The organism is Leptospira terpstrae serovar Hualin str. LT 11-33 = ATCC 700639 (genome assembly GCF_000332495.1).
GTDB classification, from domain to species: domain Bacteria; phylum Spirochaetota; class Leptospiria; order Leptospirales; family Leptospiraceae; genus Leptospira_A; species Leptospira_A terpstrae.
Map to the genome: position 1 here is coordinate 56,798 of NZ_AOGW02000018.1, position 15,801 is coordinate 72,598.

Genomic DNA, 15,801 nt, shown 5'->3' on the forward strand with positions numbered 1-15,801 from the left:
ATAGAAAACAGAAGATTGACAGAATCTGTCTATATCATTTGCATAGAATACATTCCGGGAGGAATGGGGTGAAATTCCTCAGCTGACGGTGCAACCGTGAATTCCGTTATTTTTAATGGAAAAGTCGGATCTTCCCACAAATGAATCGCCCGTAAACGATCATTCGTTCCTAGATTTTTCGAAAGGGTCCCGGACAAATTACACCGGAATGACCAAAACCTCCACCAAACAGAGATTTTGTGATTTCGGATTTTAAGGAGATACACCTTGGAAAAATCCCAAACACCCAACCTAAACAATTCCGACGTTATTCAAGATTTACCGAAACATGAAGAGAAAATTTGTCCCAATTGTTCTCGAATATTTGAATGTAAAGTTGGGTCCATAAGTCTTTGCCAATGTACAAAAGTTACACTTTCTTTAGAAGAACGTGAGTATTTAGCCCTACAATTTGCTGATTGTCTTTGTTATCAATGTATGGAAAAGTTAGCCTTTGAATACAGAATTGCAAAATCTTATAAGACTCTCACATGGAGTTTTTGAATCGTAAAAATAAATAGGTAATAAAAATAGAATCAGATGGATGAACTATTGGAATTAGGGTCGAAAGCCTTAAGAAAAGCGGCATTGAATATTGATGCAAAAGAATATATTTTAAAAAACGAAATACTTTTTAAAACATTGAAGAAAGCAGCCGATCGATATAGCGGTGGTGAAACTTTAGAAGAAACTATTCCAATGGTTATTTCAGAAAACCAAATAGGGAATAAGTGCTCTATTGAGTTTATGGGTGAAAGTACAAAAACCATTCAGGAAGTAACCGAAGTTACTGATGAGTTTCTTCGTATTGTTAAAGAAATTAAACTACAGAAACTACATTCTACAATTTCATTGGACCTTTCTCATATAGGGCTAAACCTTTCAAAAGAATTCTGTCGGGAAAATTTAGAAAAAATTTGTATAGATGCAAAAAATGCAGAAATAGAAGTGATAGTTAGTGCAGAGGATATCGAAAAAACGGATGCGATCCTTGATGTTTATAAACAATCCCATAAGGTTTTCGATAATATTGCCATCACTCTACAGGCATACTTGTATAGGACAAAAGAAGACTTTCAAGAACTCATCCGAGAGAAAGGAAGAATTCGTATCGTAAAAGGTGCCTTTGAAACTCCCGTCGGACATTCTATCTCGCGGGGCGAATTATTGGATTCTGTCTATTTAGATTACGTAGAACAATTGATTTCGCAAAACCATAAATGTTCCATTGCCACACACCATCATAAAATACAACAGGAAGCAAAAGCTCTAATTGAAAAATACAAACCAAATCCAAATTCGTATGAATTTGAAAGTTTATATGGTATTCAAACAGAGCAGTTGGCCGCCCTTCGGGAGGAGGGTCACCCTACAAAACTTTATTTTGTTTATGGAAAAGAATGGTATCTCTATCTTTGTAATCGAATAGCCGAACACCCATTAAATATATTTAGAGCTTTAGATGATATTGTGGCTTAATAAAATTAAGCCAAACAATCGTAGTATTTTCGATAAATCTTATATTGAATTTTTAAATTTGATTGGAAATTAAACTTAGGTAGTTGTTCTATTTGTATAGTAGGATGAATTACTTTTGACGAATATATTCTTTTTGGTGCCTCTCTTTGCTTCTTTGGCAAACGTTAGCTGTTTTATAGAAAATATAACGCGGGACCACCGTTTTCATCGGCTACTCAGTGTGTTTTATTTCGCTATTGGGATTCAAAATGCGGCTACTGCTGCCCTTTGCCTTGCACCGAATGAAACTACTGGCATAGCTATTTGGATTTTCCAATGCCATTCATTTTTTCTTTTAGCTCCTGTCCTTGTTGCTTTGTGTTCATTTTGTACAGGCAGGAAATTGTTGAATCAGGCTACAATTGGCATTGCTATTTATGCTCTGGCGATAGATTTACTTTGTTCTTCCATTCCAAAAACCTTTGTTTATGGATTTTCCCCACTTTCTTTTGGAATGGCACCTTTACTTACTGTTTTCGGTGGGTTTCTTGGTGGTTCTGTCCACTTTTTTGCTATTTCTGTGTCTTTGTATTTTGTTCTTTTCCCATTAGAATGGATTACATTTTTGAATCGTAAGAAGTTTATCATTTCGTTATGTGTTTGGTGGTTTGGGCTTTTTTCCAATTTTTTACCGATGTATGGATTTAACTTTCCTCCATTACATCCCGTAGTGGATGCCACACTTTCTGTGTTACTTTCCATCTATTTGAATCGCTATAATACAGCAAGGCCAAGTATATACAGTCTCATTGCTTCTATTTTGATTTCTTTAGCAGTCGGATTACTTATTGGGATTATAGTTTTAGGAATTCTTCCTACTTTTCCTTTCAAAGAATTTGCCACTTCTGTGATTACAACAGTAACCAGTCTTTTGTTTTTTGCCTATTTGTTGAAAACGTCTTTGAAAGAAAATAAGCCAAACCTTTCTTTTTCATTGTCACTTGAAACATTCTCTTTATCAAAACAAGAACTCAGAATCTGTGAGTTGGTAGCTGAAGGGCATAGTCGTTCGTTCATTCGTCTGATTCTTAATGTATCGGATGGAACTTTAAGGAACCATTTGAAAAGTATATATTCCAAAGTATTACCTGAATCCAATTCCACATCGAAAGACCAACTACAAAGATTGACAGTATTTTTATCTAAACAAAAGTTATTGGAAGGAAAATCTGATAAATAAATATTAGTGCTTAATATTTTAATTTCTTTTACTGCTCAACACAAACTAACTCGCGATTGACAGAACACTGCTGAAGTCCTTTCCCGGCAGTGAGTGTTAAAATATCTTGAGTATAGGCATCTCCTGCGATTCCCAATTCCCAAGCGGTATTGGTAGTCCACTTCAAACAAGCTCCATCTAAATTTGTTGTCCATTCTGCATTGAGTCCCGTCCAATGGTCAGAGGTAGTTGTTGTAATTGGTGTAGAAATTGTAGAGGTAAATAATCCATTGGCATTCGATGTTTCTATATTGATTCCGTTTGGTCGTATGTAAGCCTGGTTTGCTTTGAAAACCCAATCGATCTGACCATCGCCCAAATTTGATGTGATACTTGCTCTTCGTGATATTCCGTCGACGACCATTGCTTTGAAATTACCAGAGCCTGGGTAGTTTGGATCTGACTGACAGCTTGCATCAAAGTGAGAAGCTTTGCCAATATTGGCAGGGTATGTATTCTGAGTAATAAATATAATACAGTTTATACAAGAAGATTGACAATTGATTTCAATATCCTGTATGTTTTTGTTGGTAACCTTTCCTGTGGAATTTACCAGCTCACAGAAGTTACCGTCTGCTTGCTTCGCAAAATTAACTTCGTAGTTAGAGCCAATCGGAATTTGATTTGGAAAAGTAAACTCTGTGCTACCAGAGGCAATCACTAGCGTTTCTTTATGATTTAAAATCAATGTCAATCCAGCACCCGTAAGCCCAGAGATTTTTCCACCAACAGTAAAACTTGAGACACTCATCAGGAAACAATGTGGGCTTGTATCACCTAATATTGATTTTGCTGCAATTGTTTTTGAAAAGGATGTTGAATCTGAATCACATATGTTTTCCAGAGAGGAGGAATCACAGTGAGTTAGAATTCCCAAAGAAAAAATAAGAATAAAAAAAGAATGAATGAAAGGAAAAATAAAAATATTTTTCTTCTTAAATATAAGCGAGTGCATTTGTATTTTCATTATGTTACAAAATATGATATTTCTTTGTTTGAAAAATCCCTGATCTGAAAATTAGTGTTTGTATCAAATAATCAGATCGGATATTTTTAAGAACCATATCAATCATTTGGGATATTTAGATATCCTTGTAAGATGGCAGATCTTAATGGTTGGTCGATAATGAGGAAAGATACAACCTTCGTGCACAAAAATTCTTTATCATGAATGTTGAAGCTTGTTTTAGTTGAATGAAGGCCAGCATTGGGGATGGGTATATCTAAGTCGACTGCGGGGGCAATAGTTTCCGGAAAACTTCTTGGGCTTACTCCGACCAAATCTAAGTGTAGAGAAGTGCCCTGGCTTGGAAGGTTGTAGTTTGCTGTAAGTTCTACAGTCTCTCCTACCTTTGTGGCCGTAATACAATGGTCATCACAGTTACCCCATGTTGCAGGAATTTTCATTGCATCCGCACAATTTCTTGGGTGTCCTATGGTTAATTGTTTTGTAGACAATCCAAATTGATTTTTTGCAACAACGAATACTTTGTATTTTTTATCAGCATCGGCCAAATATGAATAACCACTAAAGTTAGCAGCAGTTCGTTTAATGGAAGTTAATGAGTTGATTACAGTTCCGTCAGCTTGGAGTTCCATATTTTTTTTCCCAAAGTAAAGAGAGACTTCCGTATTTTCGGGTACTGGTTTTTGAAAACTAACGCTAGTTTTCTGGAATTGTAAGAGGCCTTTCGTTGCATAGGGATCATCTGCAGGATTTGCATGATTCGTGAAGTAAGTAATTTCATTAAGAATGGGAATCCCATTTGTCTGATCTTCTATAGCAATCGGAGCATCTGTGCCCAAGGAACCGCCTTGGCCATTTCCTTGTTGTGAAGCTGTGTTAGCATCAGTAGCAAGTAAGATGGGAACCAAATGAGTTTCTGCCTCAGGGTTTTTACTTTCACATTGAATGAGGAAGATCGATAGTCCCGTAGTGAGTAGAACTAGGAAGTTCCAACGAACAAACTGAATGGTTCTATTACGGAGCCGTTTCAAAAAACGCAAAAATAAATTGGGTGTTTTCATGCACTTAAGGTAACATGAGTAAAGTTATTTTACCATGTCCTGGATGTCATGACTGGGGGAAAGGGACTATCCCAAATGTCATGTTTGGAATTTTCGTCAGATTTATTATTTCAGGTAACTTTCATTTGCAACTCGTTAGATTTCGAAACTCAGTTACTTTTTCTACCGAATTGATTTTCAACAATAGTTACCCAAATAGATAACTATTGTTCTTGCCAAAAAACTGGGTCCAATCAATAGTTTCCCATATGGATAACTATTATTCAGCCGACCTTCTACTTTACATCCATCCCCTGGCCTCCTTTTGCCATAAGGTACTAATCGCCTTATATGAAAATGGGACAGAATTTGAACCTCGAATCGTGGATTTCTTAAAGGAAGATTCCAGTGCTGCCGAACTCTTCGCTTACTGGCCTGTAGGAAAGATTCCACTTCTGCGTGATCGAAAACGAAAAAAGACAATTCCCGAAACTTCCATTATTATTGAGTATCTGGATGTACATTATCCTGGCCCAATCAAATTAATCCCAATGGACGAGGAACTTGCATTCGAAACTAGGCTTTGGGACAGGTTCTTTGATTTGTATATCAGCGTTCCCATCCAAAAAATTGTAGTCGATCGGTTGCGACCCAATGGTCAAAACGATCTCTTGGGAGTAGAAGAGGCATACAATACATTGAAAACTTCTTATGATATGGTGGAGAACCAGTTGAGTTCCCAAGGTTTAATTACAGGGGATCACTTTACAATGGCTGACTGTTCGGCGGTTCCTGCTTTATTTTATGCAGATACGATTGTTAGTTTTCGAAACACTCACCCAAAGACCACAGCTTATTTTGAACGGTTATTGGAAAGACCTTCCGTTAAACGCACGATAGACGAAGCAGAACCATATTTTCATATGTATCCGTTGAGTGATAAAATTTCAAAACGATTCCGAAAAATTGGATCTTGAAGAGACTAACTCCAAATGATACTAAAAATAATAGCGAATGATGAAATCTAAAATATTCGGATTGGAAACGATCTTTCATGCCCTTGCAGATCGGAGTCGTTTGGGAATGGTAGAACGTTTGAGTTCTGGTCCTGCTTCTGTTAAAGAATTGGCAGAACCACTTGAAATGGCCCTACCATCAGTTTTAAAACATTTGAAAGTTTTGGAAGAAGGTGGGATTGTCATTTCAGAAAAGTTAGGTAGAGTTCGTACTTATCGATTAGATCCTACAAAACTTTCTAGTATTGATTCTTGGGTGGAAGAAAGAAAAGCCGCATGGAATCAAAGTTTTGATCGGTTAGGAAATTTTTTAATAGAGTCTTCGGATGAGAATTCCGACGGAGAGTAAAAATGAATCAAGGACAAGTAAAACACTCTACATTTACCATTGAAAGGATCCTTCCTGCTTCTAAAGAAAGATCTTTTGCTGCTTGGGCCAATAGTGAATCCAAACGAAGGTGGTTTGCCTGTCATGATGATTGGAAAACCGTAGAATATTCGTTAGACTTTCGTGTGGGTGGATCGGAATCTAATCTTGTGTTAACCCCAGCCGGTGGCCGTCATGTCTTTGAAGGACGTTATTATGATATAGTTACGAATGAAAGAATTGTTTATGCTTTCGGAATGTATGTCAATGACATTCGAATTTCTGTGTCTCTAGTGACAGTTGAATTTGAGTCGATAGTTCCAGGTCGAACAAAGATGTTGTTTACCGAACAGATTGTACTATTGCAAGATCCTAGCAAAAAAGAGTTTTCTCTCGAAAATGAAGTTCGTGGCAGGGTGGAAGGAACAAATGCCGGATTTGATCGGCTTGAAAAAGAACTGAGTTGAAGGCTACTTTTTGTTTCGGAGCCTCCATTCAGTCATTCTATTTTATTGTTTTATAGAAGTATCATACAGGATAAAGAAATTCATAAAATGTTCCATTCACAATAGGTACTCTTATGTTTTTTATATCTCTGGATTCTTCATCAGTTTCTAAGTATTGGAAAAAAGATTTCTCTGGTTTATATTGGTATTGGGTTCTGGCTCGTCCTAAGGTTTGGAGTGAATTTTGGATATTCGTTTTCATTGATTCTTTAGGATTGAAAAATTGAAAGAGTTGTCTATTTTTTGCAGAAGCCGGTAAAGAACATTCCCAACAAATCTCTTCTTCAATAGACAAAATTTCATCATATAGATTGCCATCTTGGCCTGGGCCACCGAGAGCCATTAATTTTAGGGAAAGTTCATAGTATTCTTCGAGCAGGGATTCAATGTATTCCATCTTGTGGTAACCTCTAGAATCCACTATACCAGGGGGTTCGGACAAAATAAGTGAGGTCAGGGAAATCTTTTAGAAAATAAATAAAAATTCTCTGATTCTAAAACTCAATAGAATCTAGAGATTTCCATCGATTCCCTCGGTCCTTTACTAAGAAATTCCCAATAGATGTCGATGATTCAAATCTTTGTATGGATTTGGGCTATTTTTTTTGTGGTTAGTACGAAATGTCCGAAAACAATGAGTTTGATTAGAAAACTTCCGAAAATACACTCTTTGTTAAAAATATGAGTGATCACCTGCAGACTTTCAAATACAAATAGATATAAACTTTATATGACAAATTCTATTTCCATATCTCAATCCTCTCTAAAAGAAAAAATTAACAAAAGTAAGGTGATCGGAATCAAAGGTCAACTTATGTTATTTATATTTTTGATTCTATCCAGTGTACTTTCTTGTATTTTCTATATTTCTTACACAACTGCTAAAGAACAGGTTTTAAATGTGGGAGAAGAGATGTTTACCAATGTCCTTAAAGATGCTGTCGGACTTGTAGATGCCTTAAATGAAAGGGTAAAGGCAGGTGATATGACATTGGAAGAAGCTCAGGAAATGGCAAAAACCTATATAGTTGGTCCAAAGATGCCAGATGGAAATCGAGATATTTCCAAAACAAAAATGTCTACAAACGATTATATGTATCTTTGGGGAATTACACCGGAAGGGATTGCAACAATGCATCCTTTTAACATTGAAGGAGCTAATATTTGGGACTACCAGATCCAAGGTAAGTATACGGTTCGAGACACTTGGGGAAATCCAAAAGCTACTGGATATCCATTGCGTGAGATTTGGCAAAACCCTGGTGAACCAATTTATACTTTTATGGCTTATCAAGCTTATTACAAACCATGGAATTGGGTAATTGGTGCTGGTGGTAGAGAAGAAATTATTTATGAAAGAAGATTACTTGGAATGCAAACTATCTTTCTATTAAGTGCAGTCATAAGCTTAACCTTATCAATGTTATTTTCTTATATACTTGCCTCTTTCATCGCGAAAAGAATTCAGAAAATTAAATTTGTCGTAGAAAAGGCAAGTCAGGGAGACCTAAGAGAGAAGGTAGATCTTGCCTTTAAAGACGAGTTTGGAATTCTTGGTGATGATTTTAATACTATGTCAACTAATTTACGTGAGATGATGAAACATGTTTCTAAATCCTCTGTAAAAGTTGCGGAATCAGCAAAGGATATGTATACAAGTGCCGAACATTCCTCGGCAGTCACCGGGAATATAGCTAAATCAATCCAACAAGTAGCTGTTAATACTGAATCACAATTAGTTGCGTTTACAGAAAACAAAAGAGCTATGTTGGAAAATTCTCAGGCAGTTGCAAAGATTGCTGAGTCCACTGCCACAGTTTCAGATCTAGCAAATGAAGTACTCGAAAAAGTGCAAGAGGGACGGGATGTGATCGGAACTACCATTAAACAAATGTCAGTTGTTAATTCTTCTGTAAGTGGGATTTCTAATAGTATCCATGTATTAGGTGAAAATTCAAAAGCAATTGGTCAAATCGTTGAAACGATAAATCAAATCGCGAGCCAAACCAATTTGTTAGCGCTAAATGCTGCCATTGAAGCTGCAAGAGCCGGAGAACAAGGCCGAGGATTTGCCGTTGTGGCCGATGAAGTGAGAAAGTTGGCAGAAAGATCTGAAGACGCTACCAAACAAATTAGTGTTTTGATTGGAGAAATCCAAAAAAACACCACATCGGCAGTAACAATGATGGAGAATGGAACCAGAGAAGTGGACCAAGGTGTTTCCATGGTAAACGAAGTAGGTCAAACCTTTGAAAGGATTGCCGGTTCTATCGAAAAAGTGACAGATGAAATGCAAGGAGTTTCTGCTACAACCGAAGAAATATCAGCCAGCACAGAAGAGTTAAACGCGTCTACCGAACAACTAGCTCAAATTTCCAATGGGATTTCTGATAGCACACAAGCTATCGCTGCTTCTTCCGAAGAGCAGCTTGCTTCCTCTGAAGAGGTTACAGCAGCTGCTAACAATTTAGGTGTCCTTGCTGATGAACTTAAATCTGAGATAGATAAATTCAAGATCTAAGAATGTAATTGTTAGGTCTGCAATTTGGAATTTTCGTTGTTTACTGAACCTTAACAACAACTTTCCCTTTTGCACGACCACTTTCTACATAAGCCATCGCATCGTTTACTTTTTCAAAAGGAAACACTTTGTCCACAACTGGACGAATCACTCCTGAGTTGATCAAATTTGTTATTTCGTTCAACTGGTTCCCTTGAGCTTTCATAAAAAGAAAAACAAAGTTTACCTTCAACTGTTTTGCTTTTTTTCTTACCCCGAAACTTATTAACATAAGTATTGTTTTTAAAAACCAGGAAGATGTAATTTCTGCTGCAAAATCTGGATCAGGTGGACCCGAAATGGAAATTAGTTTCCCACCTGGTTTTAATATTCGTAATGATTTTTCAAGTGTTTTGGCATCTTGACTATGTAAGACAAGATCGTAATCTTTAAGAATCGTTTCGAAGTCTTCGTTTTTGTAATCAATTAAAAAATCAGCACCGAGACTTTTCACTAATTGGAAGTTAGATGTACTGGTTGTCGTGGCTACTGTGGCACCTAAATGTTTAGCCAATTGAATTGCAAAAGTTCCAACTCCACCGGAACCAGCTTGAATAAAAACTTTTTGTCCTTTTTTGAGATTCCCTTTTTCAATTAATGCTTGATAGGCTGTGAGTCCAACCAAAGGAATAGATGCGGCTTCTTCCATTGTCAAACCTGTTGGTTTGATTGCTACGTCATTTTCGTTAATTGCTATCAGTTCGGCAAAAGTTCCAATCCGGAAATCTGCGGGCCTTGCATATACTTCATCTCCAACTTTAAATTTTTTAACCTCTGCGCCAACTTTCACTACTAGTCCAGCGACATCGTGACCTAGGATGAATGGAAATTTATAGGGCAAAATTAGTTTAAATTCACCACTCTTAATTTTAGAATCCAATAAGTTAACGCCTGCAGCATGGACTTGAACCAAAACTTCGTTCTCTTTCATGGATGGTTCTGGCATTTCCGCTGACATTAGATCTTTGTTTTTGTTATATTTTTGAATTATATAAGCTTTCATTTTTTTCTCCCAAGAAATAGAGGAAACTATTTAGAATTCCTAATATCTTTCAAAATAGAATTCTCAAAAGCCTTATATGCATAATGTTGCATAGTAAGGATAAAGGAAGCTTTTTTGCCTACAGGAAAATTGAATTTTGGATCTTTTTGTTGAATAATATCGATTACTGTATTTACAACTGGCTCAGGAGAAGGGGCTTTATCGAATAAGTTTTTAGAGAATGTTTCTGATTGTTTTCGAAACAGATCATAATCATTAATTTTAATTTTTGAGGGAACTGCGTTATTACCAATATTGGTTTTAAAAGCTAGTGGTTCCACCATACTCACTTTAATATTGAATTCATTTAACTCGAACCTTAATACTTTGAAATAACCTTCTAACGAATGTTTTGAAGCAGAATAGTAAGCAACATTAGGAAGTCCAATAAGTCCTAAAAAAGATCCAACAGTGATAATTTTACCATACCTTTGTTTTCTGAAAAATGGCAATAGTTGATTGGTTAGTTTTACCGTTCCCCAAAAATTAGTTTCGAATTGTTCTCGTCCTAACTCGATAGGAGTTTCTTCTGCAAGCCCACGAACTAAATATCCTGCATTATTGATTAGAACATCAAGTGTGTCTATTTGGCTGAATAATCGTTCACTGAATGATTCTATCGAACTTTCGGATGAAATGTCCAATTCTAGCAGTTTAAAAGGTAAGTTTGCTTTATGTTTCTCTGGATCCCTGCTTGTTCCTATGACAGTAAATCCGTTTTTGTGTAGTTGATTGGCGATTAAGAGCCCGATCCCTGAGGAAGCGCCGGTGATTAATATAGTTTGTTTCATTTTTTTGATCCATTCTTCTTTGAAATTTTTGTTTTAGATTTTGGAATGTACCGATCGTAAACAGAGCTACTTTCAGGATTTCCTATCTCTGATTAGTTTGACTCATATTACTTGCAAAATGCAAGTAATATGCTAATAAAATTACTTGTTTTTTGCAAGTATTTTTAAAAAAATCAAATTATGTTACCGAATCCAAAAAAAAGATCGGATTGTCCAATCAGCTGCTCTCTTGATATCTGGGGTGATAAATGGTCGCTTCTCATTATTAGGGATATTCTTTTCTTTAAAAAACGCACTTATGGAGAATTCCTGAAATCGGCGGAAGGGATTGCTACGAATATTTTAGCTTCAAGACTCCAATCATTAGAAGAAAACGGCCTGATTGAAAAATTGGAGCATCCAGATAACAAAGTAAAAAGTTTATACAAATTAACGCAGAAAGGAATCGATTTGGTTCCTATCTTTTTAGAAATTTATATCTGGGCTGAAAAGTATTTTGAGATTCCAAAGGACTTAAAAACAAAGTTACGTGAAGTGAAGAAGGATAAGGAAGCCTTTAAACGATTCTTAACAAAAGAAATGCGTGAAGAACAAATCTAAAAGGTGCATTTAAACGAAAGGTATCTATTCTTAGGATAAGGAATATAGGATACCTTTCGCATTTCAAAATTTAAGCTTCTAAATACTTCATAAAACTAGCGGAAGCTTTTAGTTTTTCCATAAGAACCTTTAAGATGGCAACCAAGTCTTTTTCTTTATGATCAAAGAACCGAATGATCTGTAAAATTTCCCAAACTTCTTTTCCGACTTCCATAGTTTTTTTGACCATTGGAGGTGGGTTTTTCAGATAAAGATTTTCACCTGCTGCATTTACTTTTACGATTATTTCTGCAAGTTTAGATGGAATTTGAGTAATATCGGTAACATACTTCCAGTTATAACTAAGTCCCGTTAGGAGGGGATTGTCCAAACCGTTAAATTCAGTCCTTGGATCATTTTTATAAATGACGATTGGTTTACCTGTCGCAAAAGAAATTCCAGTTTCAGAAATAGAACCGTCGTCAGCTGGTCTTCCGTTCATATTGAACACAGTTGCATTACAACGTTCTACCACTTGATAGACATCCATCGCAAAAACTGCTTTTTGTACAAAGATCATAATGTCGCGAAAAATTTCCCCTGAAATGATTGGGGTGTTGATCATTGCCATCACTTTGGCAACTTCAATCCCATCCCTCTGGGGGAGGTAGGTTTTATATCCTGCACTTTCTAAAGTCGCAGCAATGCTTGCCATTGTGTTTAATTCTTCTGGGCTAAACATGGGGCCCGAACAGTAAATGTATTCGCTCATAATATCCTCAATTTTATAAGAAATGAATCAGGGAGATCGTATTCTAACCTCGCACAGAAATCATCCCAAATTTTCCTCTAAATAAAAAAAGTTAGCTGTTTGGTGGGTAACTCGGATCTTGAATCTATGTTTTTCGTTGGTTTTTTAAAGGAAAACGAATCGTATATTTGGTCCCATGGGTTCTATCTAATTGAATCGTTCCTCGGAGTTGTTTGACAAGAATTCGTAATAATTCGAGGCCAAATCCAGTAGACGATTCTAAATGAATACTCTCAGGAATTCCAATTCCATTATCACTATAAATACAAGTGATTTGATTTTCTAATTCATGAATCTCTAGAGAAATTTCCCCTTTACCAAAATTTTTAAATGCATATTTCATGGAATTGGTTACCAGTTCATTTAAAATAATCCCTAAAGTAGAAATCATACCAGCAGGGACTGAAATTTTTCCCAATTGAATGGTTTTAGATACTAAATGGCCTTGTGGAAAAATGCTAATAATTTCACCAATCAAATCAGGAAGGTATTCTGAAATATCAATTTCCGTTGCATTTCTCGATCGATATAACTTATCATACAAAGTCATCATACTTTGAACTCGACAAGAAGCATCTACTAATATGTTTTTCATAGCTTCATCGGATTGTGCATCTGCCTGTAAATTTAAGATCCCAAATATAGTTCCCATGTTATTTTTTATACGGTGGTGTACTTCTTTGAGAATGATCTCTTTTTCGGATAACAAATTTTGGACTTCTAATAGATGGATATCTAATGCTTCATTTATATTCCTTAATGCAAATTCCAAATCTTTTGTTTTGGTTATGTTCGTAAATGTGATCACGAGACCAAGAATTCGATCATCTACTGTTCGATATGGCATTATCTTCACTAAATACCAAATTTTTAATAAGGATAGAATTTCGACTTCTTTATAAATTAAGGTATCTAAGACTTCCTGTGCATCATTAAAAAATTCTGGATAGTCCAGTTTACTGCCTAAGTCCATAATGGGTCTTCCTACATCCGTAGGTATCATGTTGAAAACTCTAGATACGTGTTTTGTGAACCTTCGAATTTTGAGTTCCTTATCTAAAAATACGGTAGCTATGTCTGTCCCATCTAATAAGTTTTTAAAGTCATTTGTAATCGAAATATATTCATCGATTTTGTTTTGTAATTCAGCGTTTACAGTTTGTAATTCTTCATTCAAACTTTGCATTTCTTCTTTGGAAGAAGTTAACTCTTCGTTTGTGGACTGCATTTCTTCGTTCGTTGATTGCAGTTCTTCATTTGTTGATTTTAGTTCTTCTTGCGATGTTTGCATCTCTTCAATTGTCAGTTGCAATTCTTCCTTGGTTCTTTGGAGATCGGCTTCTAGAACAAGCATTTGCGTTTGGTATTTGTTTTTTATCTCTTTTTGACTTTCTTTACCTTGCGGAAGGAGGGTAGGAGCATCAAGAAACACTAGTAAAAATAGGCCAGACAGTGCTTCTGGTTTTTCAATTTTGCGAATGATGACATCTACTAAAACTATATTTGAATTGTAGGTTATTTTTAGGTTCTTTAGTGAGATAGGATCTGTTGATTTTGCGGCCTTCCTGAAGGCAATGATGATTTCGTGACGCAAACCTTCTCTTGCCATAACAAAAACATTGAGAATTGCTTTGCCTGCAGCTGGTTCTAAATACTTTCCAGTTTTCCCGGTAATGTATAAGATATCTCCTTTGTCATTGGTGAGAACACTGGCGGGGCTATATTCTTGCAGTAGAATTGAATTGGTTAATGTTTGAATGTTTGGTTCGGTGTTTTTTATTTTTGACAAATCAAAGTTTATTATCTTTTCTGATTTGAATGAAGTTGGAAAATCAATAGCATCATTCTTTATTGATACTTGATTCTTTTCGAATATTCGAAGTTTAGAGTCTATTGCTTTAAAAAATAAATTCTGGTTTCCCAATGTTTCTGCTGTCCCGAGAATTAAGTATCCATTGGGTTTTAAACAGAATCTAAATAATCCTAATATTTTCCTTTGTAGGTTTGGTTCCATATATATTAACATGTTGCGACAAGATATGAAATTTAGTTTTGTGAAAGGAGGATCCTTGATTATATCGTGATTTGCAAATACAACTAATTCTCTCACTGATGGATTGATGCGGTAACCACTTTCTACTTTTGAAAAAAATGAGGAAAGACGATCGGGAGAAACATCCTTTTCTATGTTAGTTGGATAAATTCCTTGTCTAGCTTTAACAATTGAATCTTCGTCTAGGTCGGTGGCAAAAATTTGAAAAATGATACTTCCGAATTTTTCATTTTTTTGTTTTGCTTCTAAGAATGTAATCGCAAGACTATATGCTTCCTCTCCTGTCGAACAACCTGGAATCCAAATCCTAATGATTTCATCAGGAGTTTTTTCAAAAACTTCTTCCACTAAAAGAATTTCGATTTTTTCCCATACCTCTTTGTCTCTAAAGAAATGTGTAACTCCAATTAAGATTTCTTTGAATAAAAACAATAATTCGTCTGGGTTTTCGATTACGAATCTTTCATAGGACTGAATGTTCGGTAGATTTAAGAAAATTAACCTTCTTTCAATTCTTCTAAAAAGAGTATTGTTTTTGTAATTTGTAAAGTCATGTCCCGATTTTTGTTTTAAAAGTGATTGGATGACTCTTAATGATTTGATTGAATCTTCTGAAGTTTGATCGGTTTGATTTTTGCCAGCTAAAGAGTCTATAAATGATACAAGTTGGGTAGCTAAGTCTTCCGGTGAAGCTATTAAATCGACATTGACTGAGTCGATTGCATTGAGCGGCATTCCATCAAATTTTGCTGTTGCTGGGTCCTGGACAAATGCATATCCATTTTCTTTTTTAATTGATTGTAATCCAATTCCACCATCTGTTCCCATTCCCGATAGAATGATACCTACACTTTCGTTTTTGAAATCTTTTGCCAGTGAACTTAGAAATAAGTCAATGGGTAAGCGTAAACCCCTTGCTTCTAAAGGTTTCGAAAGAGATAAAACTCGGTTGGTTATAGAGATTGCTTTATTTGCAGGTAGTACATAGACCGTGTTTGGCTTTACCTTTACACCATCAATAGCAGCATACACTGGTAATGCGGTATAACGTTGTAAGATTTCAGGAATCATCCCTTTATGGTTGGGATCTAAATGGAGAATCACAACAAAACAATACCCGGTATCTTTAGGCAAATGTTTGAAAAACAGTTCTAAAGCATCTAAACCACCCGCAGAGGCACCAATTCCAATTACGGGAAATGTCATTGGTATCTGCCTGATTTATTCTTTGAAAAATAAGGCATATGGATTTGGAAAATAAAATATTGATTGGATTTGAGTTTTTTATACATT

15 protein-coding genes are annotated in these 15,801 nt (G+C 35.8%); 8 read left to right on the forward strand and 7 right to left on the reverse strand.

Annotated features, from left to right (window positions below; all coding sequences use genetic code 11):
• The first annotated feature begins 267 nt into the window (after positions 1-267).
• The 3 genes from LEP1GSC203_RS16530 to LEP1GSC203_RS16540 all read left to right on the forward strand — a co-directional run bounded on the left by LEP1GSC203_RS16530 (position 268) and on the right by LEP1GSC203_RS16540 (position 2,737).
• Positions 268-543: a cysteine-rich CWC family protein gene (locus LEP1GSC203_RS16530; protein ID WP_039938296.1), complete on the forward strand. Its 276-nt coding sequence runs from the start codon at positions 268-270 to the stop codon at positions 541-543.
• A gap of 36 nt (positions 544-579) precedes the next feature.
• Positions 580-1,518, forward strand: coding sequence for a proline dehydrogenase family protein (locus tag LEP1GSC203_RS16535; protein ID WP_002975411.1), 939 nt, complete (start codon positions 580-582; stop codon positions 1,516-1,518).
• Between the two features lie 115 nt (positions 1,519-1,633).
• Positions 1,634-2,737: a helix-turn-helix transcriptional regulator gene (locus tag LEP1GSC203_RS16540; protein ID WP_039938298.1), complete on the forward strand. Its 1,104-nt coding sequence runs from the start codon at positions 1,634-1,636 to the stop codon at positions 2,735-2,737.
• Between the two features lie 28 nt (positions 2,738-2,765).
• Here LEP1GSC203_RS16540 and LEP1GSC203_RS16545 read toward each other — a convergent pair whose 3' ends face one another.
• Together LEP1GSC203_RS16545 and LEP1GSC203_RS16550 are read right to left on the reverse strand one after the other, a co-directional pair.
• On the reverse strand, positions 2,766-3,731 hold the full coding sequence (locus LEP1GSC203_RS16545) for a DUF1554 domain-containing protein (RefSeq protein ID WP_002975508.1): 966 nt from the start codon (positions 3,729-3,731) through the stop codon (positions 2,766-2,768).
• Between the two features lie 110 nt (positions 3,732-3,841).
• Positions 3,842-4,804, reverse strand: a complete 963-nt coding sequence (locus LEP1GSC203_RS16550) for a hypothetical protein (protein WP_002975444.1) — start codon at positions 4,802-4,804, stop codon at positions 3,842-3,844.
• A 248-nt stretch (positions 4,805-5,052) separates the two neighbouring features.
• Here LEP1GSC203_RS16550 and LEP1GSC203_RS16555 point away from each other — a divergent pair, with 248 nt between their 5' ends.
• From LEP1GSC203_RS16555 to LEP1GSC203_RS16565, 3 genes are read left to right on the forward strand one after another with little or no spacing between them, the layout of a single operon-like run.
• Positions 5,053-5,760 carry a glutathione S-transferase family protein gene (locus LEP1GSC203_RS16555; protein ID WP_039938300.1) on the forward strand — a complete coding sequence of 236 codons (708 nt, stop codon included), beginning with the start codon at positions 5,053-5,055 and terminating at the stop codon, positions 5,758-5,760.
• Between the two features lie 40 nt (positions 5,761-5,800).
• Positions 5,801-6,148, forward strand: coding sequence for an ArsR/SmtB family transcription factor (locus LEP1GSC203_RS16560; protein WP_039938302.1), 348 nt, complete (start codon positions 5,801-5,803; stop codon positions 6,146-6,148).
• Positions 6,149-6,150: 2 nt separating this feature from the next.
• On the forward strand, positions 6,151-6,633 hold the full coding sequence (locus LEP1GSC203_RS16565; RefSeq protein WP_002975227.1) for an SRPBCC family protein: 483 nt from the start codon (positions 6,151-6,153) through the stop codon (positions 6,631-6,633).
• A 61-nt stretch (positions 6,634-6,694) separates the two neighbouring features.
• On the opposite strand, the gene LEP1GSC203_RS16570 is transcribed toward LEP1GSC203_RS16565, so the two are convergent.
• On the reverse strand, positions 6,695-7,069 hold the full coding sequence (locus tag LEP1GSC203_RS16570; RefSeq protein WP_002975321.1) for a hypothetical protein: 375 nt from the start codon (positions 7,067-7,069) through the stop codon (positions 6,695-6,697).
• A gap of 333 nt (positions 7,070-7,402) precedes the next feature.
• On the opposite strand from LEP1GSC203_RS16570, the gene LEP1GSC203_RS16575 reads away from it, so the two are divergent.
• Complete coding sequence (locus LEP1GSC203_RS16575; protein ID WP_002975315.1) at positions 7,403-9,193, forward strand: methyl-accepting chemotaxis protein; 1,791 nt, start codon at positions 7,403-7,405, stop codon at positions 9,191-9,193.
• A 40-nt stretch (positions 9,194-9,233) separates the two neighbouring features.
• Here LEP1GSC203_RS16575 and LEP1GSC203_RS16580 read toward each other — a convergent pair whose 3' ends face one another.
• Together LEP1GSC203_RS16580 and LEP1GSC203_RS16585 are read right to left on the reverse strand one after the other, a co-directional pair.
• Positions 9,234-10,235 (reverse strand): NADP-dependent oxidoreductase, encoded by a 1,002-nt coding sequence (locus LEP1GSC203_RS16580; RefSeq protein ID WP_002975386.1) that lies wholly within the window; start codon positions 10,233-10,235, stop codon positions 9,234-9,236.
• 26 nt (positions 10,236-10,261) lie between these two features.
• Positions 10,262-11,065, reverse strand: a complete 804-nt coding sequence (locus LEP1GSC203_RS16585; protein ID WP_002975478.1) for an SDR family NAD(P)-dependent oxidoreductase — start codon at positions 11,063-11,065, stop codon at positions 10,262-10,264.
• Between the two features lie 180 nt (positions 11,066-11,245).
• Between LEP1GSC203_RS16585 and LEP1GSC203_RS16590 the strand changes: the two genes are divergently transcribed.
• Complete coding sequence (locus LEP1GSC203_RS16590; protein WP_002975414.1) at positions 11,246-11,665, forward strand: winged helix-turn-helix transcriptional regulator; 420 nt, start codon at positions 11,246-11,248, stop codon at positions 11,663-11,665.
• Between the two features lie 70 nt (positions 11,666-11,735).
• Here the strand turns inward: LEP1GSC203_RS16590 and LEP1GSC203_RS16595 are convergent, their stop codons facing one another.
• Both LEP1GSC203_RS16595 and LEP1GSC203_RS16600 read right to left on the reverse strand, forming a co-directional pair.
• Complete coding sequence (locus LEP1GSC203_RS16595; protein ID WP_039938304.1) at positions 11,736-12,416, reverse strand: nucleoside 2-deoxyribosyltransferase; 681 nt, start codon at positions 12,414-12,416, stop codon at positions 11,736-11,738.
• 124 nt (positions 12,417-12,540) lie between these two features.
• The gene (locus LEP1GSC203_RS16600) at positions 12,541-15,714 is read right to left on the reverse strand and encodes a chemotaxis protein CheB (RefSeq protein ID WP_002975379.1); all 3,174 of its coding nucleotides are present in this window, start codon (positions 15,712-15,714) and stop codon (positions 12,541-12,543) included.
• Between the last annotated feature and the right edge of the window lie 87 nt (positions 15,715-15,801).